This is a genomic window from Sphingomonas pollutisoli (genome assembly GCF_029167165.1).
In the GTDB taxonomy this organism is placed as follows: Bacteria; Pseudomonadota; Alphaproteobacteria; order Sphingomonadales; family Sphingomonadaceae; genus Sphingomonas; species Sphingomonas pollutisoli.
Map to the genome: position 1 here is coordinate 327,904 of NZ_JARFNJ010000005.1, position 24,292 is coordinate 352,195.

Genomic DNA, 24,292 nt, shown 5'->3' on the forward strand with positions numbered 1-24,292 from the left:
CGGAGCGACATGTCGACCGGCACACCGCAGCTTGATCCGCAACTCGTGCTCGGCGCCTATTCGGTCGGCGTGTTTCCGATGGCCGATTCGCGCGACGCCGACAGCGTCTACTGGGTCGAGCCGCGCCAGCGCGCGATCCTGCCGCTCGACGGCTTCCACCTCTCGCATTCGCTGCGGAAGACGGTCGCGAGCGACCGCTACCGCGTCACCGCCGACCTCGCCTTCCCGCAGATGATCGCCTTGTGCGCGCAGAGCGTCGCCAACCGGCCCGACACCTGGATCAACGGACAGATCGAGCGCGTGTTCTGCGAGTTGCACGCGATGGGCTTCGCGCATTCGATCGAGGTGTGGGACGGGCCGACGCTGGTCGGCGGCCTCTACGGCCTCGCGCTCGGCCGCGCGTTCTTCGGCGAGAGCATGGTCAGCCGCGCGCGCGATGCCTCCAAAGTGGCGATCGCATGGCTGGTGGCGCGGCTGCGCCTCGGCGGCTTCACGTTGCTCGACTGCCAGTTCATGACCGAACACCTCGCCTCGCTCGGCGCGATCGAGGTGCCGCGCGCGCGTTACCTCGCGTTGCTGTCGTCCGCGTTGGACGGCTCGGTCGGCGCGGGGGGCGGAGCGCTGTCGCCTTCGGCCGGCGCCGATTTCTTCGCGCTGGACCGTCCCTCGCCCGAGTCATTGCCGATCGCGACCGTATCGGGGCCACCGGCCGGGAAGGTCATCGCGCAGCTCTTGGGCCAGACGTCGTAGATCGGGTTGAGGACGACGTTGAGCGACGGGCGTTCCTTGTAGAGCCAGCCCGAAAAGACGCGGTGCCACTTCGCGTCGTACTGCTTCACGTCGAGCTGGACGAACGCGCCGGTATAATGATCCGGCTCCCACGGCGCGGTCTGCTCACACGCGCGCAGGTGGATCACCGCATCGCCGACGCGCGCCGCCTGGCCGGGCTTGAGCGTGACCTCGCGGGTCGCGCCGTTGCGCTTGTTGAGCACGCCGAGCACGGCGACGCGCTGCGCCATCGGCGTCGCGCCGGCGGACGGATCGCTGTCGCGATCGACATCGACCGTGACGATGTCGGACGGACCGCTTTGCTCATCGAGCGCGGTGCGTGGGGCGGTCTTCCCGGTGGTGGCCGTCTCCGAAGGCTGGTCCTTATCGCAGCCGCCGCAGGCGAGCAGCGCGACGAGCGCCACCCCGCCCAGCAGCCGCACGGTCACGCGTCCGGGGTCCAGGCTTCGTAATCGCCGGTCGCCGCCGCGCGATGGCCGCCCTTTTCGAGCGCGCCGGGCGGACGATAGGCGAGCGCGGTGCCGGTCATGTTGGCGACGGCCGACTTCTGCCACGCGCGCGGCGCGGGCAGAGCACGTTCGGGAACGTCATCGACCTGATGGTGGAGCCAACTGAACCATTCGGGCGCGATGCGGCTCGCGTCGTTCGAGCCGTTGTAGATCACCCAGCGGCGCGGATTGCCCGCGGTATCCTTGCCGCCCTCGTAATAAACGTTGCCTAGCGCATCCTCGCCGACCCGCGCCTTGCCGCGCAGTCCGATGATGGTGCCGAGGGTGGCGCCGGTCCACCACGTAAACGGATTGAGGTTCAGTCCCATATGCGCCGCTTAGCCTGTGGCGCGGCCGCCTTCAACCGCGATTCAGCGCTTGGTGACGCCGTCCGGCCCACCATTCCAGCGCACCGTGTCGCCCGCGCTGATATCGAGATCGAGCGCACGCCCGCCGCGAAGCTCCAGCACCGCCGCGACCGGCTCGCCCGAGGGGATCGGCGCCTGCGAAAACGGCGGCGACTGTTCGGCGATGCGCGCGATCGTGCCGTCCGCCCGGATGAAGACGATGTCGAGCGGACTTGGCGTGTTCTTCATCCAGAAGGTGGCGGTGCGCGGCGCGGCGCCGTCGGGCGGATACGGATAGAAGAGCATTCCGCCGTCCGCCGGAATGTCGGTGCGGAACATCAGCCCCTGTTCCTGCGCCGCTGCGGTCTTGGCCTGTTCGACCGTGAAGACGTGGCGTCCGCCCGCGCCCGAGATGGTGACCGCGACCTTGGCCGGCGTGGCGCCGTCCGCCGCGGGATCACCGCGCGCGCAGCTCGCCAACGGCAAGCTCGCCGCCACCAGCAAGCCGGCGATCATGCGGGGCCATGACGTCACGCGCGGGCTATTCGGCCGCCTGGACCAGCACCGCGAGCGGCCCCTTGGCGCCATCGACGATGCGCGCGCTGAGCGCCTGTTCGGGTTCGACCTCGGCCAGCCCGGCCCGGCGCAGCGTCTCCATATGGACGAACACGTCGGCGCTGTCGCTCGCCCGTACGAGGAAACCATAGCCCTTCAGCCGGTTGAACCATTTCACCGTCACCGGCTCGAACGGACCCGCCGAAGCGACCAGGGCGATCGGATCGACCCGGTCGCCGGTCGCGCGCACCCGCGCCGGCGGCTCGACCGCGTTGGTGAGGTCGATCGTCAGGATTTCGGTAGCTTGCAGCCCCCGATCACGCGGCGCCGCCAGACACTCGATCCGCGCGCCTTCCGGCAGACTGCGACGGCCGTGCAGCCGCAGCACCGAAAAGTGGATCAGGATATCGCCAGCGGCGGGATCATCCGCGACCATGAAGCCGAAGCCGCGCGTCACGTCGAACCATTTCACCACGCCGGAATAGGGGCGCCCCTGTGGGTCTCCCGTACCTCGGTCCGCATCCGACCAGCCGCTTTCGTCAGCGGCAGAAACAATTTCGTTACGCATGACTAACAATCCCCCGGAGAATGAGAATAGCATGCGAATTCAGGTTAAAAAAGATCAGTCCGCTGCCTCTAGACCTTCTTCGGGCGCCATTTTTGCGATTTTTCGCGCAATATCGATGTCGTGGCCGGCGCGAATCATCGCCGCGATCTGCTTTTCGCGCACCGCCCGGTCGGCGGGCTCGGCCGCGAACGGACCGATCCGGCGCCGCCGGGCAAAGGCGAACGCCGCCGCTGTCGCCCCGGCCGCGACCTTCGGCGCGATCGCGTCGGCATCCTCTCCGTCGATCCCCGCCGCGCGCAGCGCCCCCGCGACGCGGCGACGCCCGAGGCCACGGCGCAACATCGCCGCCGCCCGCGCCTCGCCGAACGCTCGATCGTCGATATAGCCAAGCCCGGCGAGATGCTCGGCCAGCCCCGCCGGATCGGCCGGATCGCCCACCCACCCGCGCTCGCGGATCTTGCGCGTCAGATAGGCGGAGAGGCGCCCTCGCGTGGTCGCGAAGCGCTCGACATAGCGCAACGCGAGCCGTTCCAGCCCGGCGGCATCGAGCGGCGGCGCGCCGCGGCGACGCTCCTCGGGGGTGGCACGAGACATTGCGCCATCATTGTGCCACAGTCGAACCCGATTTTGAACGCTTGGCGTAAGCAGGGGTGCTCGCTTAAATCGCGGCGGAGATGGATTAAATCCGCAACCAAGGGCGCAGACGATAATGACGACGACACTTGCGGGATCAGGCGACGCGCTGGAAAACCCGGCGCCGGCCGCCACCCCGACCGAAGATGCGCTGACGCGGCGCTTCGCCGATTTCGACACGCTGGGCGATGCACTCGACTATGCGGCGAGCGGCGTGCGCGGATTGAACTTCCACGATGCGCGCGGCAATCTGGTCCTTCCTTATACTTTCGCCGAACTGCGCGCGGACGCACTGGCGACCGCGCGGCGGCTGATCGCGGCCGGCGTGTCGCCACAGGACCGGATCGCGCTGGTCGCGGAAACCGGGCCTGAATTCGCCGCCTTGTTCTTCGGCGTGGTCTATGCCGGTGCATGGCCGGTGCCGCTGCCGCTGCCGACCTCGTTCGGCGGGCGCGAATCCTATATCGAGCAGCTCCGTGTCCAGCTTGCGAGCTGCGACCCCAAGATGCTGGTCTATCCGCCCGAACTCGCGCAGATGGCAGGCGAAGCCGCGCGGCTCGTGAATGTGGACGGCGTCGACTGGAGCGAGTTCGCCGCGCGTCCCGCCCCCGACGCGCCGCTGCCGCCGGCCGCGTCCGACGACATCGCCTATCTGCAATATTCGAGCGGCTCGACGCGCTTCCCGCACGGCGTCGCCATCACCCACCGCGCGCTGCTCAACAACCTTGCCGCGCATGCGCACGGCATGCAGCTCGAAATGCAGGACCGCTGCATTTCGTGGCTGCCCTGGTACCACGACATGGGGCTGGTCGGCTGCTTCCTGTCGCCGATCGCCAATCAGGTCTCGTGCGATTATCTCAAGACCGAGGATTTCGCACGGCGGCCGCTCGCCTGGCTCGACATGATCTCGCGCAATCCCGGCACCTCGATCAGCTATTCGCCGACGTTCGGCTATGACATCTGCGCGCGGCGCATCTCCAGCCAGACCCGCGCCGGCGAGCGATTCGATCTGTCGCGCTGGCGGCTGGCGGGCAACGGCGCCGACATGATCCGCCCAGACGTGATGCAGGGCTTCGTCGACGCCTTCGCAGACGCCGGCTTCAAGGCGAGCGCGTTCCTGCCGAGCTACGGCCTCGCCGAAGCGACGCTCGCGGTGTCGATCATGCCGCCGGGCGAGGGCATCCGCGTCGAACTCGTCGAGGAGACCCAGCTCTCCGGCGTCGCCGCCGGACAGGACCGGCCGCAGCGCTACCGCGCGATCGTCAATTGCGGCAAGCCGGTGCGCGACATGAAGGTCGAGATCCGCGAGGAAGACGGTACCCCCCTGCCCGAACGCGCGATCGGCAAGGTGTGGTGTTCCGGCCCGTCGGTGATGGTCGGCTATTTCCGCGACGCCGAGGCGACCGACGCCTGCCTGATCGACGGCTGGCTCGACACCGGCGACATGGGCTATCTGTCGGACGGCTACATCTACATCGTCGGCCGCGCCAAGGACATGATCATCGTCAACGGTCGCAACCATTGGCCGCAGGATATCGAATGGGCGGTCGAGCAACTGCCCGGCTTCAAGGCCGGCGACATCGCCGCCTTCGCGATCACGACGCCCGGCGGCGAGGAGACCCCCGCCGTGCTCGTCCAGTGCCGCAGTTCGGACGATGCCGAGCGCGTGCGCCTGCGCGACGAGATCCGCGAGCGGGTCCGCTCCGTCACCGGCATGAACTGCGTGATCGAGCTGATCCCGCCGCGCACGCTGCCGCGCACCTCCTCGGGCAAGCTCAGCCGCGCCAAGGCGCGCAACCTGTATCTCAACGGCGAGATCAAGCCTTACGATATCGCCGCTTGAAGTACCGTGGAGGCGGCGCTAAAGACCGCCTCCGCACAGGGGTGTAGCTCAGTTGGTTAGAGCGTCGGTCTCCAAAACCGAAGGCCCTCGGTTCGAGTCCGAGCTCCCCTGCCACTTCCTTATCGCCACGCTTGATTTTCCGGATCGCCGGCGGTAACGTTTTTCCATTCCGAAATCGGGAACATTCGTCGTCGGCCCCTTGGCGGGACCGGGCGGCGGACCCATGTCCCCGGTTCCGGCGCCAACCAAAGCGAGTACAGACAGTGGCGAAGACGACCCCGATCGAATTCTACCGGCAGGTGCGCGCGGAAACCGCCAAGGTGGTTTGGCCGACCCGGCGCGAAACGATCATGACCGGCGTGATGGTGATGATCATGACGACGCTGCTGGCGGTGTTCTTCTTCGGGGTGGACACGATCTTCGAACTGATCGTCAAATATCTGCTCACCCTCGCGAACTGATTACGGGACGACACATGGCACGCTGGTACATCATTCACGCCTATTCGGGTTTCGAGGGCAAGGTTCGCGATTCGATCATGGCCGAGGCGACCCGCATGGGCCTCGACCAGCTCGTCGAGCAGATCGAAGTGCCGACCGAGACCGTTACCGAGGCGCGGCGTGGCAAGAAGATCGCGGTCGAGCGCAAGTTCATGCCCGGCTATGTGCTCGCCAAGCTCAACATGAACGATGACGTGTACCACCTCGTCAAGAACACCCCCAAGGTGACCGGCTTCCTCGGCTCGATGGGCAAACCCCAGCCGATCAGCGAGGCCGAGGCCGCGCGCATGCTCAATTCGAAGGAAGAAGCCGCCGCCGCGCCCAAGGCGAAGGTCAAGGTCGATTTCGAGATCGGCGATTCGGTCAAGGTGCTCGACGGCCCGTTCGCGAGCTTCAACGGTCTGGTCGAGGAACTCGATTTCGACCGCAGCCGCGTCAAGGTGTCGGTGTCGATCTTCGGCCGCGCCACGCCGGTGGAACTGGAGTTCGATCAGGTCGAGCGCAGCAAGTAAGGCGAAGCCTTACGCGCGACCGCACGCGAGCAGCGAAGCTGCTCGCGAGACGGCGCTCGACCGGCCGGCGGGTCGGCGCAGCCGAACCCGTCCGACGACGCGGCTTTGCCGCGGCGGGGTTTTATGCCCTGCTGGCCGGAGTGCGGGACAGGCCCGTAAGCGCGGCGTATTCGTACAGGCGAACGACGCTTATCGCCTACCCCCCCAAACGGCGCCGACAGTTTGCTGAAATCGACTGTTTCTTTGAGCGCTGGGAAGGATGGCAATCCCACTTCCCCCCCAGCCGCCCCGGCGCACACTCCTCCCCCTCACGCGGCGCAATATTGCTCCAGAAACTCGTGATGGGTCGGCATGCGCGCCACGGTGCCCGCAATGCCATCGCGCACGTCGGCGAAGGCACGGCGCAGATGCTCTACGCTCAGCATATGCCCCATGCGGTGATAGCCGGTCGGCTCCAGCCGCTGGCCGAGCATCACCTGTAGCCAGCTATCGGCCTGGAACAGATCGTCGGCCGTCTGCGGGGTCATGGCGGACTCGCGGAACAGGGCAATGCGCTGCGCGAGCGTGTCGGGGATCGCCATCGTGCGGCACCGTTCCCAGAAGGGATCGTCGCTGCGTTGGTTCAAGTGATAATGCAGGATGATGAAATCGCGGACGCGTTCGAGTTCGGCGTGGGCGAGATCGTTGTAATGTTTGACCAGCGACGGCTTGATCCCGCCGAACGGGAAGCTCTGGATCAGCCGCGTCACGCCGATCATGATGAGGTGGATGCTGGTCGATTCGAGCGGCTCGACGAAGCCGCTGGCGAGGCCGAGCGCGACGCAATTATGGTCCCACACGCGCTTGCGGCGCCCGGTGACGAAGCGGATCAGGCGCGGCTCGGTGATCGGCTCGCCCCGGATTTGCGCGCGCAGCGTCGTCTCCGCCGCGTCGTCGGAAAGATACTCGCTGCAATAGACCAGCCCGTTGCCGACACGATGCTGCAAGGGAATCTGCCATTGCCAGCCCGCATCATGCGCGATCGCGCGGGTATAGGGCACCGCCGGCGCGACCGACGTGGTCTGCACCGCGAGCGCGCGGTTGGTGGGCAGCCAGTGGCTCCAATCCTCATAGCCGGTCTTGAGCGTCTGCTCGATCAGCATGCCGCGAAAGCCGGTGCAATCGACGAACAGATCGCCCGCCACCTCGCGGCCGTCGGCGAGGTAGAGCGCCTCGATATCGCCGGTATCGGCGTTGCGCCGTACCCCGCCGATACGGCCTTCGAGGCGGGTGACGCCCCGCGCCTCGCTGAAGCGGCGCAGGAAGCCCGCGTAGAGCGAGGCGTCGAAATGATAGGCGTAGTTGATCCTGCCCGTGTCCGAGGTCGCGAACTTGCCGGCCTCGGCGGCGGCGAGTTCGAGGCAATAGGCGCCGAGATCGTCGGCGATGCCGGCCTCACGGCCGCGCAGCCACATATGTTGGAAGTCGCCCATCCAGATCGACTGGCCGACCCGCCCGAAGCCGTGGACGTAGCGGTCGCCACGCCGCGCCCAATTCTCGAAGGCGATGCCGAGTTTGAACGTCGCCTGCGTCGCGCGCATGAAGTCGCGCTCGTCGAGCTCGAGAAAACGATGGAAGGTGCGGATCGTCGGGATCGTCGCCTCGCCGACGCCGACCGTGCCGATCTCGTCGGATTCGACCAGCACGATATCGAGCAGCGCGCCGAGATGCTTGGAGAGTGCCGCCGCCGCGACCCAGCCGGCGGTGCCCCCGCCGGCGATCACGACGCGCCGGATCGTCTGTGCGTGGTTCATCGCTTTCCCTCGTTCACCGGTTGAGCCGTTGGAGCAGTTGCGCGCGCAACCGGCGCGCGCCGAGCGCGTCCAGCGGCGCGAGCGGCCCGCGTGCCGCTTCGGGCAGATGCGCGCCCGCGCGGTCGGCGGGGCCGAACACGTAATAATCGAACAGCGCGCGCCACGCCTGCTTCTCGCTTTCCGGTCGGTCGCGCAGGCTGAGCAAGCCGTGGAGCAATGTGTTCATCGGGGAGTCGAGGAACGGCGCCGCCGCGTTCCACCAATAGTTGATGAGGATGTTGAAGGCGTCGAGCGCCTCGACATTGTGCCACCACAGGGCCGGATAGACGAGCACGTCGCCGGGCTCCAGATCGAACACCTGCGCCACGCGCAACGCCTCGGCGAAGCGTGGATAGCGTGCGAGATCGGGCGCGCGTAGATCGACCATGCTGACCGCCTGCCCGCCCGGCGTCGGCTCGAGCGGGCCGGGATACAGGGTCTCGACCTGTTCGGGCGGGAACAGGGTGAACCGCCGCCGCCCGGCGATGCAGCAGGCGACGTTGTTGGACATGTCGTAATGCGTCGCGGCGGTGGTGCGATTTCCGATCCAGATGCTCACCCGCGGCGTCGCCCCGGCGAATGCGCCTTGGGGAAGATCGTTCTCGTCGCGCAACCCCGGAAGATAAGTGTCGAGATCGGTCGAGCCGACATAGAGCGCATCGCCGTCCGCGTCGCTCAGCAGCCGATCGAGCCAGGCGTCGAGCTTCACCCGCGTCGCGGTGAAGTTCATCGCGGTCATGCCGTCATCGTAGAAAAATCGGCCACCGATCCGCGCTGGCCCGGCATAGCCGACCACCGGCGCACCCTGGTAGAAACGCTTGAGATAGTCCGCGGCGGCCTGCGCGCCGGTGCGGCCGGCGCGCACCAGCGGCCAATCGCGGACGAGGCCGCGCAGCACCACCGGCTGCTGGCCCGCGACCAGCGCCGCCGCGTCGAAATCGCGCACGGCGTCCGAGAGATCGGCGACCGTCACGCGGCGACCGGGGTGACGGGCACCGCTTCACCCGCCTCGGCGCGACGACGCCGGTTCTTGAGGTCGATCAGCCGGCCGACGTTCCCGAGCGAGGATGCGACGAGAAAGGCCTGGCGCAGAAAGCCGCTCCGGTTGAGCGCGGATAGCGCGGCGCCGTCGAGCCGCGCGAGTTGCTCGGTCGCGATCGTGAAACAGTCGGGTATCGTGTAGCGCGTCGACTCGTCGAGCGCGATGTCGAGCGCGATCGGCGCGATCAGGCCGGCTTGCGCGAACGCGGCGAACATGGTGCCCCGCTGGCGCTCGCCATCGTGGATGACCTGCAGCACCCGCACGATATGGTCCAGATACGGCGCCCGCCCGCCATGCGGCAAGAACACCGCCTGCCCGTCCGCCGCGCCTATGCGCGGGGATTCGAGATCGACATAGATCATCGGTTCCGGCTGCTGGTCGCGCTGTCCCATGCCGATCAGGAACGGCCCGCGCTGGCGCAGCGCCGGCACATGCCGCGCCTGCCAGCCGGACTCGTCGAGGAACAGATTCTCGTCGCGATCGAACCCGAGCAGTGCCACCGCCTGGAAGGCGCCGTCCGCATCCTTGCGGAACAGGATCGGATACTCGCGCTGGAGATCGTCGAATTCGTTCGGAAAGATCGCGCATTCGTTGACCGCGTCGCCGAACCGCGCCGCATACCCGATCGCGACACGCAGATCGGCATGCGCGATGGTGTCGAGAAGAACCGGTCCCGTCATGGAATACTCATATGCCTTTGCCGAGGCACCCGGCAATGCGGCGCTTCGTCCGGGGTGCGGGCACCCCGGACGTCGCCCCCTTATTCAGAACCGGTAGCGTGCGCCGAACAGGAAGCGCCGCTTGAGTTCCTGCGCGAACCACAGGTTGGTCTCCGATCGACCGTAGGTGCGCAGGCTCGAATTGGTCAGGTTGATGCCTTCGACCGACAGCGCGATATGCTGGTTGAGATCATAGCTGATGTTCGCGTCGAGCTGCCCGTACGGCTTGGTGTAGACAGGGTTCTTGTAGCTGTCGCGGTTGAGCGCCGACAGGAAGCTGTCGCGCCAATTGTAGCTCAGCCGTGCCGAGATGCCGTGCTTGTCGTAGATCAGCGTGGCGTTGGCGGTGTTGCTGAGACCGGTCAGCGCGAACTGGTCGATGCTCGGGTCGCCACCGTTGTTGAAGCCGACGTCGCCCTTCACATAGGTGAAGCTGCCCGACACGCCGAAGCCGGTCTCGCCGAGGAAATATTGCCCGGCGATTTCGAAGCCGTAGATCTCGGCATCCTTGTTGTTGATCGGCTTGGACAGCGTGAAGACGTAATAGGGGTCCGCAGCGTTGCCGTTGAGATCGACCGCCGACAGCACGGTGTTGATGAACGCCTGGTCGACCGACTTCTTTGTGGGATCGTAATGCGCCCCGAACTCGGTCGCCGCCGCTGCCGCACCGTCGCGCTGGATCAGCGCCGCATAGGTGAACAGGTTGACGTCGCTGATGTCCGCGCCGAGATTGGTGAGCGCGGTCTTGGCCTGGCCCGAGATCGTGCCCGCCGCGCCCGAACTCGGATCGCGCACGCTGAACAATGGCGCCTGCGACTGGCCGGTGCCGATGAAGTTATGCACGCGCTTGTCGAAAAAGCCGACCGAGAAATAGGTGTCGGGCTTGAAGTAATATTCGAACGACAGATCGATGTTGTCGGAGATCAGCGGCGCGAGATTGGGGTCGCCGGTCGATGCGGTGGCGACGCCGCCAAGCGCAGTCGGACGGGGTGGCGCGGAGATCGCATAAGACGTGAACAGATTGTCGTAGTTCGGCCGCGCGATCGTACGGCTCGCCGAGAAGCGACCGATCAGGTTTCGCTTCAACTCTATCTGGAAGTCGAATGAGGGCAGGATGTTGTCGTACGATCCGTGACCCGTGAGCGTCGATGGCGAGTTCGAGAGGTTGATCGTGAAGTCGTTATCCGAAACCCAGCTTATCGAGGTCGGCAGGTACTGGATGCCGACCGCCTCTTCCTTGGTATGTTCGTAGCGCGCGCCGGCGACGAGGCTGGTTTCGTGGCCGGCGAGCTGCCCCTTCCACGTAACCTGCGCATAGCCGGAGAAGATCGTTTCCTTGACCGTGTTGTTCTGGCGGGCGGTGAAGCCGACTGTATTACCCTGCCCGCCATAATAGCTGGAGAGCTTGTCATAGAGCGTGATCGGATTGCCGCGGAACGCGATGAGATTAACGCCGGTCGCCTTGGGATCATAGGCGCTGAACTTGCACAGCAGGCAGAACTGCTGGAGCACGCCGGGCGCGACCTGATTGACGTCGCCAGGGTGATCGACGCTCCAGTTGCCGAGCGTCTGCTGGGTCGAGATGAGCTGCTGGTTGGTCTTGGTATCGCGGTACAAGCCGCCGAAATCGAACCGGCTGCCTTCACCGAGATCCCAGCCGAAATCGATCCGCCCTTCCTTCACCGTCTGCCGCTGGCTGGTGGTGTAGGTGCGGCCAATCGACGAGCCGACGTCGCCCGAGTCGAGCACGCCGTTGCCGTTGCCCTTCAGCGCATCGTTGATGACCTCGTCCTGCACCGGGATCGACCCGCTGTAATCGACCGAATGCGCGGTGATGACGTTGGCGCCGAGACCGACGAGAGTGGAACTGGTGCCATTGGGGGCATCCGGCAGCACCGACGACTTGCCGTAATGGCCATCGATCGCGACGGTGAAGTTGCTGGCGGCGTCCCATTTCAGGTTGAGGCCGTAATCCTCGAGCGTGTTCTTCTGGGCGCGATATTGCTGCTCCCAGTCCTCGTCCTTCACGCCGGAAATCGTCTCATGGAGATAGGTGGTCGTGGCGACGGCCGGGTTGTTGTCGAAGGTCACGACGTCGAACGGACGGTTGAACCAGTTCGCTTCGTCGGAACGCACCTCCTTCTGCTTGGTGCGCGCGTACAGCGCGTCGGCGGTGACGGTGAGTGCGTCGGTCGGCTTGAACTGGATGATCGCCTGCCCGTTCAGCCGCTGATATTTGTCATCGGCGAAGTGGTAGCGGCTGTCGTTCGGCACCGAGACGAGATGGTTCGGATCGGTCGGCGCGTTGTTGATCTTGGTCGCCGCGTTGACGAAGCCGTTGGCGGGATCGAGGAAGTCCTTGAACGTCCGGATGTTCCAGTCGTTCGACGTGGCGGACACGGTCGAGAAGTGCCGCTCCTGATAGCTGCCGAACAGCGACACGCCGAAGGTCTGATCGGGATTGGACCAGCTTGCGAGGCCGGTGAATTCGGGCGTGACGACCGAGCCGCAATCGACGCAGTCGCTCGCGCTGGTGTCATAGTTGAGCTTGGCACCCACACTCCCGTTGAAGCCGGCTTCGCGCGAATCGAGCGGGCGGCGGGTCACGACGTTGATCGTCGCGCCGATGCCGCCTGACGGGACGGCGGCGCGGCCGGTCTTGTAGACTTCGAGCGTCTTGACGCCTTCCGACGCGAGGTTGGAGAAGTCGAACGACCGCGTCACGCCGACGGTGCCGTCGGCGCTCTCGTCGCCGCCGACGGTTTGCGCATAGGACGAGGCGAGCGTGCGGCCATTGAGGGTGACGAGGTTGAAGCTCGGCCCGAAGCCACGCACCGTCACCTGCGCACCCTGCCCGTTGACACGGTCGATCGACACGCCGGTGATGCGCTGGAGCGATTCCGCGAGGTTGGTGTCGGGGAACTTGCCGATGTCTTCCGCCGAGATCGCATCGACGATGCCGGTGGAGTTGCGCTTGATCGCGATCGAGCGTTCGAGGCTGGCGCGCACGCCGGTCACGACGATGTCGTCGGCAGCGGCGGTGTCGGGCACGCCGTTGGTGGCGGCGGCGCCGGTCTCACGCGCCGGTGTGGCGGCGGCGGTATCGGCCTGCGGCGTCCCCTGCTGCGCCGAAACGGATGAATCTTGTGCGGCCGCCGCTTGCGGCAGCGCCAGTCCCGTGGCGATCGCGACGACCGAGGCCGACCAGGCGAGTGCCGACGCGTGACTCAGGCTTTTCATAAATCCCCTCTCCCAAGGCGCGGCCCTGCCGGCCGCCTTTCACTTGCGATTCCCCCTGTTCGGGATCGACGCCGCCAGAGCTACTCTATTGTCCGACGTTGTCAACTGCCGATTGTTGCTCTGCTGTGTCCACCGCGCAGGTACGGGTAGCGTCGAAAAACCGGCAGGCGACCCGATGGCGGCGCAAATGCTCGTAATACTCGGACTTTTCCCGCGGCGTATGCGGCCCCGCCCCGATAGTGGGCAAACCGGCGCGGGATGCGAAACGGCGAAGTTGCGCTGCCACGAAACTGTCAACGTTATCAGCATATCTGGCGTAAGCGAGACATTACCGCTACGTCACGTCCTCAACCAAACAGGACAGCAGCATGAAGCGAACGACGATCGTCGATGTTGGGCGCCTCGCCGGGGTTTCCGCAAAGACCGTCTCGCGCGTGCTCAACGAGGAACCGCATGTCAGCCAGGCCGTCAAGCAGCGCGTTCGCGAGGCGGCCGAGGCGCTCGATTATCATCCCAACGTGTTCGCGCAGGCGCTCGTGCGGCGCAAATCGAACATGATCGGGCTGATCTACGAAAACCCCAGCCCCAGCTATGTCGTCGAGCTGCAGCGCGGCGTGCTCGATCGGTTGACGGGCGAACGCTATCAGCTCGTGGTGATCCCGATCCGGTCGGTGCAGGAACACGCCGGCGAGGTCGTCGGGATGCTGCGCTCGGCCGCGCTCGACGGCGTGGTGCTCGCCCCGCCCGCCTCGGATAATCCGATCATCCTCAACCAGTTGAAGGACGCGCGCATCCTGTGCGCGCGGATCGCGCCGACCCGGATGATCGACGCGGCGCCGAGCAACCTGATCGACGACGTCGCCGCCGCGCGCGAGATCGCCGAGTATATCATCGGCCTCGGCCACCGCGAGATCGCCATCATCCGCGGCGATCCCACCCACGCATCGACCGAGGCGCGGATGCTCGGCTACATGCAAGCCTTCTACAAGGCCGGAATCGAGCTGCGGCTCGAGCGGATCGAACCCGGACTGTTCACCTTCGACAGCGGCCTCTCCGCCGCGCGCGACATCTTCGGCCGCGGTGACCGGCCGACCGCGATCCTCGCGCAAAACGACGACATGGCGGTCGGCGCGATGATGGCCGCGCGCGAATTCGGCCTGTCGATACCCGACGATCTCTCGGTCGTCGGCTTCGACGATTCGGAAGTGTCGCGCATCACCTGGCCGCGCCTGACGACGGTGCGCCAGCCGGTGTTCGAAATGGCGATCGCGGCGACCGAGATGCTGATCGCCCAGCTCGAGGACCGCGCCGTCACGGCACGGATCACGCATCCGCACGAACTGCTGATCCGCGAATCCGCCGCCCCGCCCCGATCGCTCGGGTGATGCTTCGCCGGCGCGAAGTCTGGTCCTACGCTGCTGGAGATTTCGGTTTCAACACCGTCTGGCAATCGATCGAACTCTACCTGCTGTTCTATTACGTCCGCCAGCTCGGCATCGCGCCCGAGGTCGCGTCGCTGATCTTCCTCGCCGGCGCGGCGGCGGACTGGCTGATGGACGTGTTCGTCGGCGTCACCGCCGACCGGCTCGCGCCGCGCGTGCGGCTGGGCGCGTGGGTCGCGATCGGAGGCCCGCTATCGGTGCTGATCCTGTGCGCCGCCTTGGTGCCGCCGCCGGTGACCGGCGGCTATGTGCCCTATTATGCGCTCGCCACCTATCTCGCGCTGCGCTGCGCCTATGGCATCGGCAACATCCCTTATGGGGCGCTGACGGCGCGGATTTCCGCCGATCCCCAGGATCACCTGCGGCTGACCGGCGCGCGGATGCAGGCTGCCGCGCTCGGCGGTCTCGTCGCGGCGCTGGTCTATGCCGTGCTGCCCGCGGGCGATGCGGGCGGCGGTTTCTCACTCGGGGCGCCGGTCCTCGCGGGGATCGCGGCACCGACCTTCTTCCTCACCGCGTTCGGCACGCGCGAACGGATCAAGCCTGCCGCCGCCGCGCTTCGCTCTGATCGCGCACTCCTGGCGATGTTCGGATTGCTGGCACGGTCATCGGCGTTGCGGCGCCTGATCGCGACGATCCTGGCGGTCGGGCTGGCGGTGTCACTGCTCAACGTTTCGCTGCTGTTCGTGTTCGATCGGCTCGGCGCGCGGCGCTGGGGCTATTATGCCGCGCTGCTGCCGGCATTGTCGCTGCTGGTGACCACACCGCTTTGGACCCATCTCGCCACGCGAATCGGCCAGGGCGCGACGTTGCGCTACGCCGCCGTGCTGATGCTGGGCGCGGCGTTGTTTGGATGCTTCGGTGGCGGAGTCGTGATGGCGCTGGTCAGCGTGACCGGTGCGATCGTCGCCGGGCAAGGACTGTCGGTGATGTTCTGGTCGCTGGTTCCCGCGACCGTCAGCGCGTGCGAACAGGACGCGGCGGTCGTCGGCTATGCGGGGCGGGTCTATGCGGCGGCCACGATCGCGCGCAAGCTGGCACAGGCGCTTTCCACCCAAGCGCTTGCACTGGCACTGGTATTTCCGGCCCTACCGAGTCTCGGCGGCATCGCCATCGCGGCGCTGCTCGCGGTGCTGTGCGCGTTTTTCTACCGCCCGATCGAAAAGATGCGGCCTTCGCTTGCCCCTTGACACGGCCATGTCAACGTTGTCAGGAACGCGCCGTCGATAATGGGGATGCCGGTGGCCGCCTGAGCGCCGGCGATGGGAGCGGACATGATCTCGAAAACGGTGCTGGCGGGCCTTGCCTGCGCGACTGCGGCTGCCCTTCCCGCGCAAACCCGCCCCTCCACACCCGTAGCCCCCGTCCCGACGATCCACCCGGACATCTGGCCGAGCGCGACGTGGCCAGTGGCCGCCAAGCCGGCGGACGAGGCGCGCATCGCCGCCTTGCTCAAACGGATGACGCTGGAGGAGAAGGTCGGGCAGATCCTGCAGGCCAACATCACCAACATCACGCCCGACGAAGTGCGGCAATATCATATCGGCTCGGTGCTCAACGGCGGGAACGCCGGACCCGGCGGTGACGATTTCGCGCCGGCGCCAAAGTGGCTCGAACTGGCCGACCAACTCTGGGCGGCCTCGGTCGACACCTCAAAGGGCGGCGTCGGCATCCCGATGCTGTGGGGCACCGACGCGGTGCACGGCCACAGCAACATCGTCGGCGCGACGCTGTTCCCGCAGAACATCGGACTCGGCGCGACGCGTGATCCTGGGCTGATCGAGCGGATCGGCGCCGCCACCGCCGCCGAAATCCGCACCACCGGGCAGGAATGGACCTTCGCGCCGACCATCACCGTGCCGCAGGATTATCGCTGGGGCCGCGCCTACGAGGGCTATTCGTCCGATCCCGATCTGGTCGCGAGCTATGTCCAGCACATGATCCTGGGGTTGCAGGGGCCGCCCGACGGCAGCCGCATCCTTGCCGGGCCGCATGTGCTGGCGAGCACCAAGCATTTCATCGGCGATGGCGGCACCTTCGAAGGCCACGACCAGGGCGACGCCAAGATCAGCGAGACGGTGCTGCGCGACATTCATGGCAAGCCCTATGTTCCGGCGGTCGAAGCCGGCGTCGGCACCGTCATGACGAGCTTCTCGAGCTGGCAGGGCCGCAAGATCGCCGGTGAGAAAGGGTTGGTCACCGGCGTCCTCAAGGACCGCATGCATTTCGGCGGGTTCGTCGTCACCGACTGGAACGCCCACGGCCAGATCGCCGGTTGCACCAACGAAAGCTGCCCGCAGGCGATCAACGCCGGCATCGACATGTATATGGCGCCCGATAGCTGGAAGGCGCTGTATGGATCGCTGATCGCGCAGGTGAAGGACGGGACGGTGCCGATGGCGCGGCTCGACGACGCGGTGGCGCGAGTGCTGCGGGTCAAGCTGCGGCTCGGGCTGTTCGAGATGGGCAAGCCCTCGTCGCGCCCGCTGGCGGGCGACTGGCGCCTGCTGGGCGCCCCAGCGCATCGCGCGATCGCACGCGAGGCGGTCGCCAAGTCGCTGGTGCTGCTCAAGAACACCGGCGTCCTGCCGCTGCGCGCCTCCGCCAGCATCCTGGTCGCGGGAGACGGCGCCGACGATGTCGGCCGGCAATCGGGCGGCTGGACGCTGAGCTGGCAAGGCACGGGGCTGGACGCCAGCATGTTCCCCGGCGCGACCAGCCTGTGGGGCGGCATAAAGGCGGCCGTCGGCGCGGCGGGCGGCCATGCCGAATATGCGCCCGACGGGCGTTTCACGAAGCGTCCCGACGCTGCGATCGTGGTGTTCGGCGAGACGCCCTATGCCGAATTCCAGGGCGATCTGCGCACGCTGCAATTGCGCCCCGAATTGCGCAAGCCGGTGGAGACGATGCGACGGCTGAAGGCCGCGGGCATCCCCGTCGTCGCGGTGATGCTGACCGGGCGCCCCCTGTTCGTCAGCCCCGAATTGAACGCGGCAGACGCCTTCGTGGTGGCGTGGCTGCCGGGCACCGAGGGTGAAGGTGTCGCCGACCGGCTGTTCGGGGCGGGTGGCACGCCGTTCACCGGCAAGCTGCCCGCCGCCTGGCCGCTTACCGCCAAGCCCGGCGGGCCGGTACTCTATCCGTTCGGCTACGGCCTGAGCGGGCGCGAGCCCAAGGTGGCGTGGAAGCCTTTGTCGGAAGACCCCGGCATCGTCGATGACGGTGACACCGGCGTGTATATGGGCGCCGGCGTGGCGACGCCCGGCTGGTCGCTTCAAGTCAGCGACGGCGTGGTCGGCGTGACGCGGATCACGACGGTGCCCGCCCAGGCGCTCGGCGGTCGCATCAAGATCACCGCGATCGACCATGAGGTGCAGGAAGGCGCGCGGCACTTCGCGCTCGCGGGCGGCGGGCCGCAGGTGATCGACCTCCACACCCAGACGCCGGTCGATCTCACCCGCGAGACCAACGGCGACGTGCTGCTGCTGGCGACGATGCGGTTCGACACCGCACCACCCGCCGATCTGACGATCGGCGTCGTCTGCGGCCCGACCTGCACCGCTTCGGTGCCGATCGCGCCGGCCAAGCTGCGTGTCGGCGCATGGCGGACGATCGGCATTCCGCTCAAATGCTTCGCCAGGACCGCTGACATGGCACGGATCGAGACGCCCTTCCAGTTGCGCACCGCGCAACCGTTCGAGACAAGCATCGCGCGCGTCGCAGTCGGCACCGTCGCCGACGACGTGGTGGCGTGCCCGCGCTGACGCGGGTTTGATCCAGATCGCAACAATCCACTGGCCGCACCGTTACGGATGGGCGACAGGGGTCGATTGACGATCAGGAGAGAGATGCGTGAGCGTGGCATTCCGGCGCGAAAGCGACGAGGAGCATAAGGAACCGCGGTTCGAACTGCCGATCCCGCCCGGCCCCAATTTCGTCACCCCGCGCGGGCTGACGCAGATCGCCGCGCGGATCGAGGATTTGCGCGCCGCCGTCGCCGCCGCCACCGACGAAGATGCGCGCGCGCTCGCCGAGCGTGACCTGCGCTATTGGTCGACGCGCGAAACCACCGCCGAACTCGCCCCGCCCGCCAGCGGCGAAGCCGTCGCGATCGGCACGCGCGTGACGTTCAGACTGAACGGGGCGGAACGCGAGATCGAGATCGTCGGCTTCGACGAGAGCGATCCGGCGGCCGGCCGCATCGCGTTCTCCGCTCCGCTCGCCCGCGCGATGATCGGCGCGGAGAAGGGCGAGACGGTGGAGTTCGGCGGGAAGGCGGACGCGATCGAGATTGTGGCGATCACCAGCGTGTGAGTTCGTCCCGTGGGTCTGGGCCGTAGCGGTTCGCCCCCTTCGTGCCTGGTCGACACAAGAAGAACAGCAGGATCAACGGCCCAAGATAGGGAATGAGACCAAGAAGGAGGAACCAGCCCGACATCGCCTGATCGTGAAAACGTCGGACTTGCATCGCGACAAGCGGTATGAGCGTGCCAATAACGAAGGCCACGAGGAGCGCCATCAGCATTTGAAAGGCGAGAACCGGCGTGCCCGTCCCCGCTCCCCATTCGAAACCAACGATCACGGCGAACAGCACATACACCGCTGCCACGACCATCAACTGGCCAAGCTGAAAGCTCCATATTTCCGCCGCGCGCGATCGGCCGGCGAAGTCTGCATAATGTCTGAGCGCGCGCAGGATCAGAGCCATTGCCTGTCCTTCAATTGCTCGGCGCCCGCCGCCGGTAGCTGAGCGCCTCGGCGACGTGCAGCCGCCCTACTCCCGCGCTTCCGGCCAGATCGGCGATGGTGCGCGCGACGCGTAGGACGCGGGTGTAGCCGCGCGCGGACAGCCGCATCGCTTCGGAGGCTTGCGCGAGCAGCGTGCGTCCGGCGTCGTCGGGTGTGGCGACGGCGTCGAGCAGCACGCCATCGACTTCGGCGTTGGTGCGGATCGCGTGATCGGCGTAGCGCTCCGTTTGCACGGCGCGCGCCGCCGCGACGCGCGCGCGCACCTCGGCCGAGCCTTCAGCGGGGGGTGGTAGGACGAGATCGGCGGCGGAGAGCGCCTGTACCTCGACATGCAGATCGATCCGGTCGAGCAGCGGCCCGGACACCTTGGCCTGATAGTCCGCCGCGCATTTCGGCGCGCGCGCGCAGGCGAGCGCCGCGTCGCCGAGATGGCCGCACCGGCACGGGTTCATCGCCGCGACCAGTTGCACCCGCGCCGGGAAGGTGACGTGCGCGTTGGCACGCGCGACGCTGACCGTGCCGGTTTCGAGCGGCTGACGCAGCGAATCGAGCACCGCGCGCTGGAACTCGGGCAGTTCGTCTAGGAACAGCACGCCGAGATGCGCGAGGCTGACCTCGCCCGGCTTCACCTTCATCCCGCCGCCGGTAAGCGCCGCCATCGACGCGGAATGGTGGGGCGCGCGGTATGGCCGGGTTCGCGTCAGCCGCCCGCCGGCGAGCGTACCCGCGACGCTCGCCACCATCGACACCTCCAGCGCCTCGGCGGCGTCGAGCGGCGGCAGGATGCCGGGCAGACACGACGCCATCAGCGACTTGCCCGCGCCAGGCGGCCCGACCATCAGCAGATTGTGCCCGCCCGCCGCCGCGATTTCGAGCGCGCGCTTGGCGGTCTCCTGCCCCTTCACCTGGCGCAGATCGGGTCCGTGGACCGCGTCGATCGCTTCGCCCGGCGCGGGCGCGGCGATCAGCCCGTGGCCCTTGAAGTGGTTGACGAGCGCAAGGATGTCGGGCGCGGCGAGCACCCCGACAGAACCCGCCCAGGCCGCTTCGGCGCCCTGCGACGCCGGGCAGATCAGTCCCTTCCCCTCCGCCGCGGCGTGCAGCGCGGCGAGCAGCACGCCGGGCGACGGCGCGATCCGCGCGTCGAGCCCGAGTTCGCCGACCACGACGAAATCGCCGAGCTGCTCGGCATCGATCACCCCCATCGCGGCGAGCAGCGCGAGCGCGATCGGCAGATCGAAATGCGAGCCTTCCTTGGGCAGATCGGCGGGGGACATGTTGACGACGATGCGCTTGGGCGGCAGCGCCAGCCCGATCGAGGCGATCGCGCCGCGCACGCGCTCGCGGCTTTCCGCCACCGCTTTATCAGCGAGGCCGACGACATTAAACGCGGGCAGGCCGGGGATGAGCTGCACCTGCACCTCGACCGCGCGCGCCTCGAGCCCGAGATACGCCACCGTCGATACGCTCGCGACCATCTGTTAACCCCCCGGTTGGGCAAAGGCTTAGCGGCGGCGTGCTGTTTGGGAAAGCCCGCGTGAGGCCTGTCGCCAAGGTGTCTTGTATTTACAACACACCGCCGCCATCTTCGCGGCAGATGCTGCGCCTTCCGCCATCCCCGCGATTGACTTCGCACCGTCATCCGCTTAAGGGCACGCGCTACGAGGCCGTCCCTGTGGCGGCCCTTTTCTATTCAGACGATCAGGGAATGACTCATGAAGCGGACCTTTCAGCCGAGCAATCTGGTGCGGGCGCGTCGTCACGGCTTCCGCGCGCGGATGGAGACTCCGGGCGGTCGCAACGTGATTCGCGCGCGCCGGGCGCGCGGTCGCAAGAAGCTGTCGGCGTAATTCACGTTCTGGCGCGCCGCGCGCATTTCCTCGCGGCGAACGCCGGCAAACGCGCGCCGATGCCGGGCTTCGTGCTGCTGGTTCGGCCGCGCGATGATGGCGATCCGGCGATGCGGATCGGCTATACCGTTACCAAGAAGATCGGCAACGCGGTGGTGCGCAACCGGATGAAACGCCGGCTGCGCGCCCTCGCGCGTGATGTGCTGCCCGAATCGGGCGTGCGCGGCGCCGATCACGTGCTGATCGGCCGCGCCGGCGGCGTGGAGCGCGATTTCGCGCAGCTCCGCGGCGAACTGGCCAAGGCGCTGGCGAAGGTGGCGCGGTGAGACCTGCTCTCCGCCGTTCTCCCGCGAAAGCGGGAGCCCAGAGCCGCACCCGCGGCGTTTGCTGCCCTGAACTCCCGCCTCCGCGGGAGAACAGTTCAGGCGAAGATCGATGCTGACCCGCCTCCTCATCCTGCTGGTGCGCGCGTGGCAGATCGGGCCATCGGTCGTGCTGCCCTCCTCCTGTCGCTACCAGCCCTCCTGTTCCGCCTATGCAATCACTGCGCTTCGCCGCTATGGCGCGGTGAAGGGCGGCTGGCTGGCGGCGAAGCGGATCGGGCGGTGCCATCCTTTCGGCGGCTACGGCCCCGATCCGGTGCCATAAGCGCCACGAAACTACGAACGGGATTTCCAGGTGAAAGACGAAGGCAGAAATTTCCTCCTGTTCGCGGTGTTCGCGGCGCTGATCCTGTTCGGCTGGCAGTTCTTCGCCTCCAAATACCTGCCTGCGGCCAACCCGCCCGCAACCAAGATCGAAGCCGGCAAGACCGTCGCGGTCGCCTCCTCGACCGGCCCGGCCGGACCCGGCGCCGCCTCGCCCGAGAAGGTTCGCGATCGCGCGCAGGTGCTGCGCGAAGCCCCGCGCGTCCGCATCGAAACGCGCAGCCTGCAAGGCTCGATCAACCTCAAGGGCGGCCGCATCGACGATCTGGTGCTGAGCAAGTACAAGGAAACCGTCGCCAAGGATTCGCCGTCGATCCGGCTGTTCTCGCCGTCGGGCACCGAACACGCCTATTTCGCCGGTTTCGGCTGGTCCGGTGACGGCGTGACGACGCCGGGCGCCGACACGGTGTTCACCGCCAGCGCGCCGGTGCTCACCCCCGCGCAGCCGGTCACGCTTGCGTGGACCAATCCGCAGGGCCAGCGCTTCTCGATCCGCATCGCGGTCGACGATCGGTACATGTTCACCGTTCGGCAGACCGTCACCAACCCAACGGGCGCGCCGATCACCGTGCGGCCCTACGGCCTCGTCAGCCGCGCGGGCGTCTCGCCCGATCCCGATACCTGGACCGATCACGTCGGCCCGATCGGCGTGTTCGATCACGGCGCGACCTATGACATCACCTTCGCCAATCTGCAGGGCAAGGAAGCCAGCTTCATCGGCAAGAACCTGCTCGGCAACATCGGCAAGCCCGGCGACAATTATTTCGATTCGACCGGCGGCTGGTTCGGCTTCGGCGACAAATATTGGCTGGCCGCGCTGATCCCCGATTCGGGCGCGCAGATGCACGGCGGCTTCCGCGCGGCGGTCGGCGACAATTTCCAGGCCGACTTCGCGCTCCAGCCCAAGGTCGTGCCGGCCGGCAAGGCGCTGGTGACCACCGCCAAGCTGTTCGCGGGTGCCAAGGAGACCAACACGCTCGACGGCTATGAGGACAAGCTCAACGTCCGCCACTTCGGCAAGGCGATCGACTGGGGCTGGTTCGAGGTCGTCGAGAAGCCGATCTTCAAATATCTCGACTTCCTGTTCCGCGTGATCGGCAATTTCGGCGTGGCGATCATCGCGCTGACGTTGACGATCCGCGGCCTGCTGTTCCCGATCGCGCAGCGCCAGTTCGCCTCGATGGCGAAGATGCGCGCGATCCAGCCCAAGATGAAGGCGCTTCAGGAACGCTACAAGGACGACAAGGTCCGCGCGCAGCAGGAGGTGATGGCGCTCTACAAGTCGGAAGGCGTCAACCCGCTCGCGGGCTGTTTGCCGACCTTCCTCCAGATCCCGATCCTCTACGCGCTCTACAAGGTGCTGCTGCTGACGATCGAAATGCGCCACCAGCCGTTCGTGCTGTGGATTCGCGATCTGTCCGCGCCGGACCCCGCGACGATCCTCAACGCGTTCGGCTATCTGCCGTGGCATCTGCCCCCGATGCTCGCGATCGGCATCGTGCCGGTGCTGCTCGGCATCTCGATGTACTTCCAGTTCAAGCTCAACCCGGCGCCGATGGACGAGGCGCAGAAGCAGGTCTTCGCGATCATGCCGTGGGTGCTGATGTTCGTGATGGCACCGTTCGCGGTCGGCTTGCAAATCTACTGGATCACCTCGAACACGCTGACCATCCTCCAGCAGCGGCTGCTGTACGCGCGGCACCCCGAATTGAAGGTCGCGGCGGCGAAATGAGCGAGGACGCCGCCTTCGGCCCCGAAGCGATCGAGGCCGCGCGAAAGGTTTTCGCCGGCCCGGTCAGCTTCCTGAAATCGGCGCCCGCGCTGGATTTCATCCCCGACGCGATCGCGCCGGAGGTGGCGTTCGCGGGGCGTTCGAACGTCGGCAAATCGTCCCTGCTCAACGCGCTCGCCGGGCGCAACGCGCTGGCGCGCACCTCGAACACGCCGGGGCGGACGCAGGAGCTCAACTTCTTCGACGTGGGCGACCCGGTCGCGTTCCGGCTGGTCGACATGCCCGGCTACGGCTTCGCCAAGGCGCCCAAGGACGTCGTCAAGAAATGGCGGTTCCTGGTCAACGATTTCCTGCGCGGGCGCGACGTGCTCAAGCGCGCGCTGGTGCTGATCGACGCGCGCCACGGCATCAAGGAGGTCGATCGCGAGATCCTCGACATGCTCGACAAGGCGGCGGTGAGCTACCGGCTCGTCATGACCAAGATCGACAAGATCAAGCCGACCGAACTCGCCGAGGTGATGGCCGCGACCGCGGCCGAAGCCCGCAAGCGCCCGGCCGCGCACCCCGAAATCCTGCCGACCTCGTCCGAGACCGGCCTCGGCATCCCCGAATTGCGCGCGGCGGTGATCGAGGCGATCGGCTAAAGACACGCTATTGATCCTCCCCCGCCAGGGGGAGGTGGCGCCGAAGGCGACGGAGGGGGAGGACGCGAACTGCCGCGAGCTTCCCGCATCCTCCCCCTCC

The 24,292-nt window shown here is 67.0% G+C and carries 23 protein-coding genes, 1 tRNA gene and 1 pseudogene; 14 read left to right on the top strand and 11 right to left on the bottom strand.

What is annotated here, in order from left to right; translation table 11 throughout:
• The first annotated feature begins 9 nt into the window (after positions 1-9).
• Positions 10-750 (top strand): leucyl/phenylalanyl-tRNA--protein transferase, encoded by a 741-nt coding sequence (gene aat / locus PX554_RS13380; RefSeq protein WP_275502466.1) that lies wholly within the window; start codon positions 10-12, stop codon positions 748-750.
• Positions 751-785: 35 nt separating this feature from the next.
• On the opposite strand, the pseudogene PX554_RS26615 reads toward aat, so the two are convergent.
• The 5 genes and pseudogenes from PX554_RS26615 to PX554_RS13405 all read right to left on the bottom strand — a co-directional run.
• Positions 786-1,019, bottom strand: a pseudogene (locus PX554_RS26615) (DUF2155 domain-containing protein); the annotation flags it as partial.
• 194 nt (positions 1,020-1,213) lie between these two features.
• Complete coding sequence (locus PX554_RS13390; protein WP_093222481.1) at positions 1,214-1,606, bottom strand: NADH:ubiquinone oxidoreductase subunit NDUFA12; 393 nt, start codon at positions 1,604-1,606, stop codon at positions 1,214-1,216.
• 42 nt (positions 1,607-1,648) lie between these two features.
• Positions 1,649-2,140, bottom strand: coding sequence for a DUF192 domain-containing protein (locus PX554_RS13395; protein ID WP_420833451.1), 492 nt, complete (start codon positions 2,138-2,140; stop codon positions 1,649-1,651).
• Positions 2,141-2,165: 25 nt separating this feature from the next.
• Positions 2,166-2,747 (bottom strand): cold-shock protein, encoded by a 582-nt coding sequence (locus tag PX554_RS13400; protein WP_275502474.1) that lies wholly within the window; start codon positions 2,745-2,747, stop codon positions 2,166-2,168.
• A gap of 54 nt (positions 2,748-2,801) precedes the next feature.
• On the bottom strand, positions 2,802-3,341 hold the full coding sequence (locus PX554_RS13405) for a RecX family transcriptional regulator (RefSeq protein WP_275502476.1): 540 nt from the start codon (positions 3,339-3,341) through the stop codon (positions 2,802-2,804).
• Between the two features lie 115 nt (positions 3,342-3,456).
• On the opposite strand from PX554_RS13405, the gene PX554_RS13410 reads away from it, so the two are divergent.
• The 4 genes from PX554_RS13410 to nusG all read left to right on the top strand — a co-directional run bounded on the left by PX554_RS13410 (position 3,457) and on the right by nusG (position 6,235).
• Entirely contained in the window at positions 3,457-5,223 is a 1,767-nt protein-coding gene (locus tag PX554_RS13410; RefSeq protein WP_275502478.1) for a fatty acyl-AMP ligase, read from the top strand.
• 37 nt (positions 5,224-5,260) lie between these two features.
• A tRNA-Trp gene (locus PX554_RS13415) sits at positions 5,261-5,337 on the top strand.
• A gap of 149 nt (positions 5,338-5,486) precedes the next feature.
• Positions 5,487-5,684, top strand: a complete 198-nt coding sequence (secE, locus tag PX554_RS13420) for a preprotein translocase subunit SecE (RefSeq protein WP_069205091.1) — start codon at positions 5,487-5,489, stop codon at positions 5,682-5,684.
• Positions 5,685-5,698: 14 nt separating this feature from the next.
• Positions 5,699-6,235 carry a transcription termination/antitermination protein NusG gene (nusG, locus tag PX554_RS13425; protein ID WP_093222495.1) on the top strand — a complete coding sequence of 179 codons (537 nt, stop codon included), beginning with the start codon at positions 5,699-5,701 and terminating at the stop codon, positions 6,233-6,235.
• Between the two features lie 308 nt (positions 6,236-6,543).
• On the opposite strand, the gene PX554_RS13430 is transcribed toward nusG, so the two are convergent.
• From PX554_RS13430 to PX554_RS13445, 4 genes are all read right to left on the bottom strand, one after another.
• The gene (locus PX554_RS13430; protein ID WP_275502481.1) at positions 6,544-8,028 is read right to left on the bottom strand and encodes a tryptophan halogenase family protein; all 1,485 of its coding nucleotides are present in this window, start codon (positions 8,026-8,028) and stop codon (positions 6,544-6,546) included.
• 13 nt (positions 8,029-8,041) lie between these two features.
• Positions 8,042-9,040 carry a cupin-like domain-containing protein gene (locus PX554_RS13435; RefSeq protein WP_275502482.1) on the bottom strand — a complete coding sequence of 333 codons (999 nt, stop codon included), beginning with the start codon at positions 9,038-9,040 and terminating at the stop codon, positions 8,042-8,044.
• Positions 9,037-9,789, bottom strand: coding sequence for a SapC family protein (locus PX554_RS13440; RefSeq protein WP_093222502.1), 753 nt, complete (start codon positions 9,787-9,789; stop codon positions 9,037-9,039). The genes PX554_RS13435 and PX554_RS13440 overlap by 4 nt, the downstream gene beginning before the upstream one ends.
• A gap of 84 nt (positions 9,790-9,873) precedes the next feature.
• Positions 9,874-13,068, bottom strand: a complete 3,195-nt coding sequence (locus PX554_RS13445; RefSeq protein ID WP_275502485.1) for a TonB-dependent receptor — start codon at positions 13,066-13,068, stop codon at positions 9,874-9,876.
• A gap of 368 nt (positions 13,069-13,436) precedes the next feature.
• On the opposite strand from PX554_RS13445, the gene PX554_RS13450 reads away from it, so the two are divergent.
• The 4 genes from PX554_RS13450 to PX554_RS13465 all read left to right on the top strand — a co-directional run bounded on the left by PX554_RS13450 (position 13,437) and on the right by PX554_RS13465 (position 18,824).
• Positions 13,437-14,453 carry a LacI family DNA-binding transcriptional regulator gene (locus PX554_RS13450; RefSeq protein ID WP_275502488.1) on the top strand — a complete coding sequence of 339 codons (1,017 nt, stop codon included), beginning with the start codon at positions 13,437-13,439 and terminating at the stop codon, positions 14,451-14,453.
• On the top strand, positions 14,453-15,700 hold the full coding sequence (locus PX554_RS13455) for an MFS transporter (protein ID WP_275502490.1): 1,248 nt from the start codon (positions 14,453-14,455) through the stop codon (positions 15,698-15,700). The genes PX554_RS13450 and PX554_RS13455 overlap by 1 nt, the downstream gene beginning before the upstream one ends.
• 84 nt (positions 15,701-15,784) lie before the next feature.
• The gene (locus PX554_RS13460; RefSeq protein ID WP_275502492.1) at positions 15,785-18,274 is read left to right on the top strand and encodes a glycoside hydrolase family 3 protein; all 2,490 of its coding nucleotides are present in this window, start codon (positions 15,785-15,787) and stop codon (positions 18,272-18,274) included.
• An 88-nt stretch (positions 18,275-18,362) separates the two neighbouring features.
• The gene (locus PX554_RS13465) at positions 18,363-18,824 is read left to right on the top strand and encodes a GreA/GreB family elongation factor (RefSeq protein ID WP_275502496.1); all 462 of its coding nucleotides are present in this window, start codon (positions 18,363-18,365) and stop codon (positions 18,822-18,824) included.
• Here PX554_RS13465 and PX554_RS13470 read toward each other — a convergent pair.
• Entirely contained in the window at positions 18,811-19,218 is a 408-nt protein-coding gene (locus tag PX554_RS13470; RefSeq protein ID WP_093222518.1) for a DUF805 domain-containing protein, read from the bottom strand. The two genes, PX554_RS13465 and PX554_RS13470, sit on opposite strands and share 14 nt — an antisense overlap.
• A gap of 10 nt (positions 19,219-19,228) precedes the next feature.
• A complete protein-coding gene (locus PX554_RS13475; RefSeq protein ID WP_275502498.1) occupies positions 19,229-20,737 on the bottom strand; it encodes a YifB family Mg chelatase-like AAA ATPase in 1,509 nt (502 codons plus the stop codon).
• Positions 20,738-20,974: 237 nt separating this feature from the next.
• Here PX554_RS13475 and rpmH point away from each other — a divergent pair, with 237 nt between their 5' ends.
• From rpmH to yihA, 5 genes are all read left to right on the top strand, one after another.
• Positions 20,975-21,109, top strand: coding sequence for a 50S ribosomal protein L34 (gene rpmH / locus PX554_RS13480; protein WP_083224946.1), 135 nt, complete (start codon positions 20,975-20,977; stop codon positions 21,107-21,109).
• 8 nt (positions 21,110-21,117) lie between these two features.
• Positions 21,118-21,435, top strand: coding sequence for a ribonuclease P protein component (rnpA, locus tag PX554_RS13485; protein ID WP_275502686.1), 318 nt, complete (start codon positions 21,118-21,120; stop codon positions 21,433-21,435).
• A 109-nt stretch (positions 21,436-21,544) separates the two neighbouring features.
• Positions 21,545-21,757, top strand: a complete 213-nt coding sequence (gene yidD / locus PX554_RS13490; protein WP_093222524.1) for a membrane protein insertion efficiency factor YidD — start codon at positions 21,545-21,547, stop codon at positions 21,755-21,757.
• Positions 21,758-21,787: 30 nt separating this feature from the next.
• A complete protein-coding gene (yidC, locus tag PX554_RS13495) occupies positions 21,788-23,548 on the top strand; it encodes a membrane protein insertase YidC (RefSeq protein WP_093222526.1) in 1,761 nt (586 codons plus the stop codon).
• Complete coding sequence (yihA, locus tag PX554_RS13500; protein ID WP_275502502.1) at positions 23,545-24,192, top strand: ribosome biogenesis GTP-binding protein YihA/YsxC; 648 nt, start codon at positions 23,545-23,547, stop codon at positions 24,190-24,192. The genes yidC and yihA overlap by 4 nt, the downstream gene beginning before the upstream one ends.
• Positions 24,193-24,292 lie beyond the last annotated feature (100 nt).

What these genes read in the sequence shown, in the direction of transcription:
- aat (WP_275502466.1), top strand. Translation starts at nt 10, where the DNA reads ATGTCGACCGGCACACCGCAGCTTGATCCGCAACTCGTGCTCGGCGCC.
- PX554_RS13390 (WP_093222481.1), bottom strand. Translation starts at nt 1,606, where the DNA reads ATGGGACTGAACCTCAATCCGTTTACGTGGTGGACCGGCGCCACCCTC.
- PX554_RS13395 (WP_420833451.1), bottom strand. Translation starts at nt 2,140, where the DNA reads ATGATCGCCGGCTTGCTGGTGGCGGCGAGCTTGCCGTTGGCGAGCTGC.
- PX554_RS13400 (WP_275502474.1), bottom strand. Translation starts at nt 2,747, where the DNA reads ATGCGTAACGAAATTGTTTCTGCCGCTGACGAAAGCGGCTGGTCGGAT.
- PX554_RS13405 (WP_275502476.1), bottom strand. Translation starts at nt 3,341, where the DNA reads ATGTCTCGTGCCACCCCCGAGGAGCGTCGCCGCGGCGCGCCGCCGCTC.
- PX554_RS13410 (WP_275502478.1), top strand. Translation starts at nt 3,457, where the DNA reads ATGACGACGACACTTGCGGGATCAGGCGACGCGCTGGAAAACCCGGCG.
- nusG (WP_093222495.1), top strand. Translation starts at nt 5,699, where the DNA reads ATGGCACGCTGGTACATCATTCACGCCTATTCGGGTTTCGAGGGCAAG.
- PX554_RS13430 (WP_275502481.1), bottom strand. Translation starts at nt 8,028, where the DNA reads ATGAACCACGCACAGACGATCCGGCGCGTCGTGATCGCCGGCGGGGGC.
- PX554_RS13440 (WP_093222502.1), bottom strand. Translation starts at nt 9,789, where the DNA reads ATGACGGGACCGGTTCTTCTCGACACCATCGCGCATGCCGATCTGCGT.
- PX554_RS13445 (WP_275502485.1), bottom strand. Translation starts at nt 13,068, where the DNA reads ATGAAAAGCCTGAGTCACGCGTCGGCACTCGCCTGGTCGGCCTCGGTC.
- PX554_RS13450 (WP_275502488.1), top strand. Translation starts at nt 13,437, where the DNA reads ATGAAGCGAACGACGATCGTCGATGTTGGGCGCCTCGCCGGGGTTTCC.
- PX554_RS13455 (WP_275502490.1), top strand. Translation starts at nt 14,453, where the DNA reads ATGCTTCGCCGGCGCGAAGTCTGGTCCTACGCTGCTGGAGATTTCGGT.
- PX554_RS13460 (WP_275502492.1), top strand. Translation starts at nt 15,785, where the DNA reads ATGATCTCGAAAACGGTGCTGGCGGGCCTTGCCTGCGCGACTGCGGCT.
- PX554_RS13470 (WP_093222518.1), bottom strand. Translation starts at nt 19,218, where the DNA reads ATGGCTCTGATCCTGCGCGCGCTCAGACATTATGCAGACTTCGCCGGC.
- PX554_RS13475 (WP_275502498.1), bottom strand. Translation starts at nt 20,737, where the DNA reads ATGGTCGCGAGCGTATCGACGGTGGCGTATCTCGGGCTCGAGGCGCGC.
- rpmH (WP_083224946.1), top strand. Translation starts at nt 20,975, where the DNA reads ATGAAGCGGACCTTTCAGCCGAGCAATCTGGTGCGGGCGCGTCGTCAC.
- yidD (WP_093222524.1), top strand. Translation starts at nt 21,545, where the DNA reads ATGCTGACCCGCCTCCTCATCCTGCTGGTGCGCGCGTGGCAGATCGGG.
- yihA (WP_275502502.1), top strand. Translation starts at nt 23,545, where the DNA reads ATGAGCGAGGACGCCGCCTTCGGCCCCGAAGCGATCGAGGCCGCGCGA.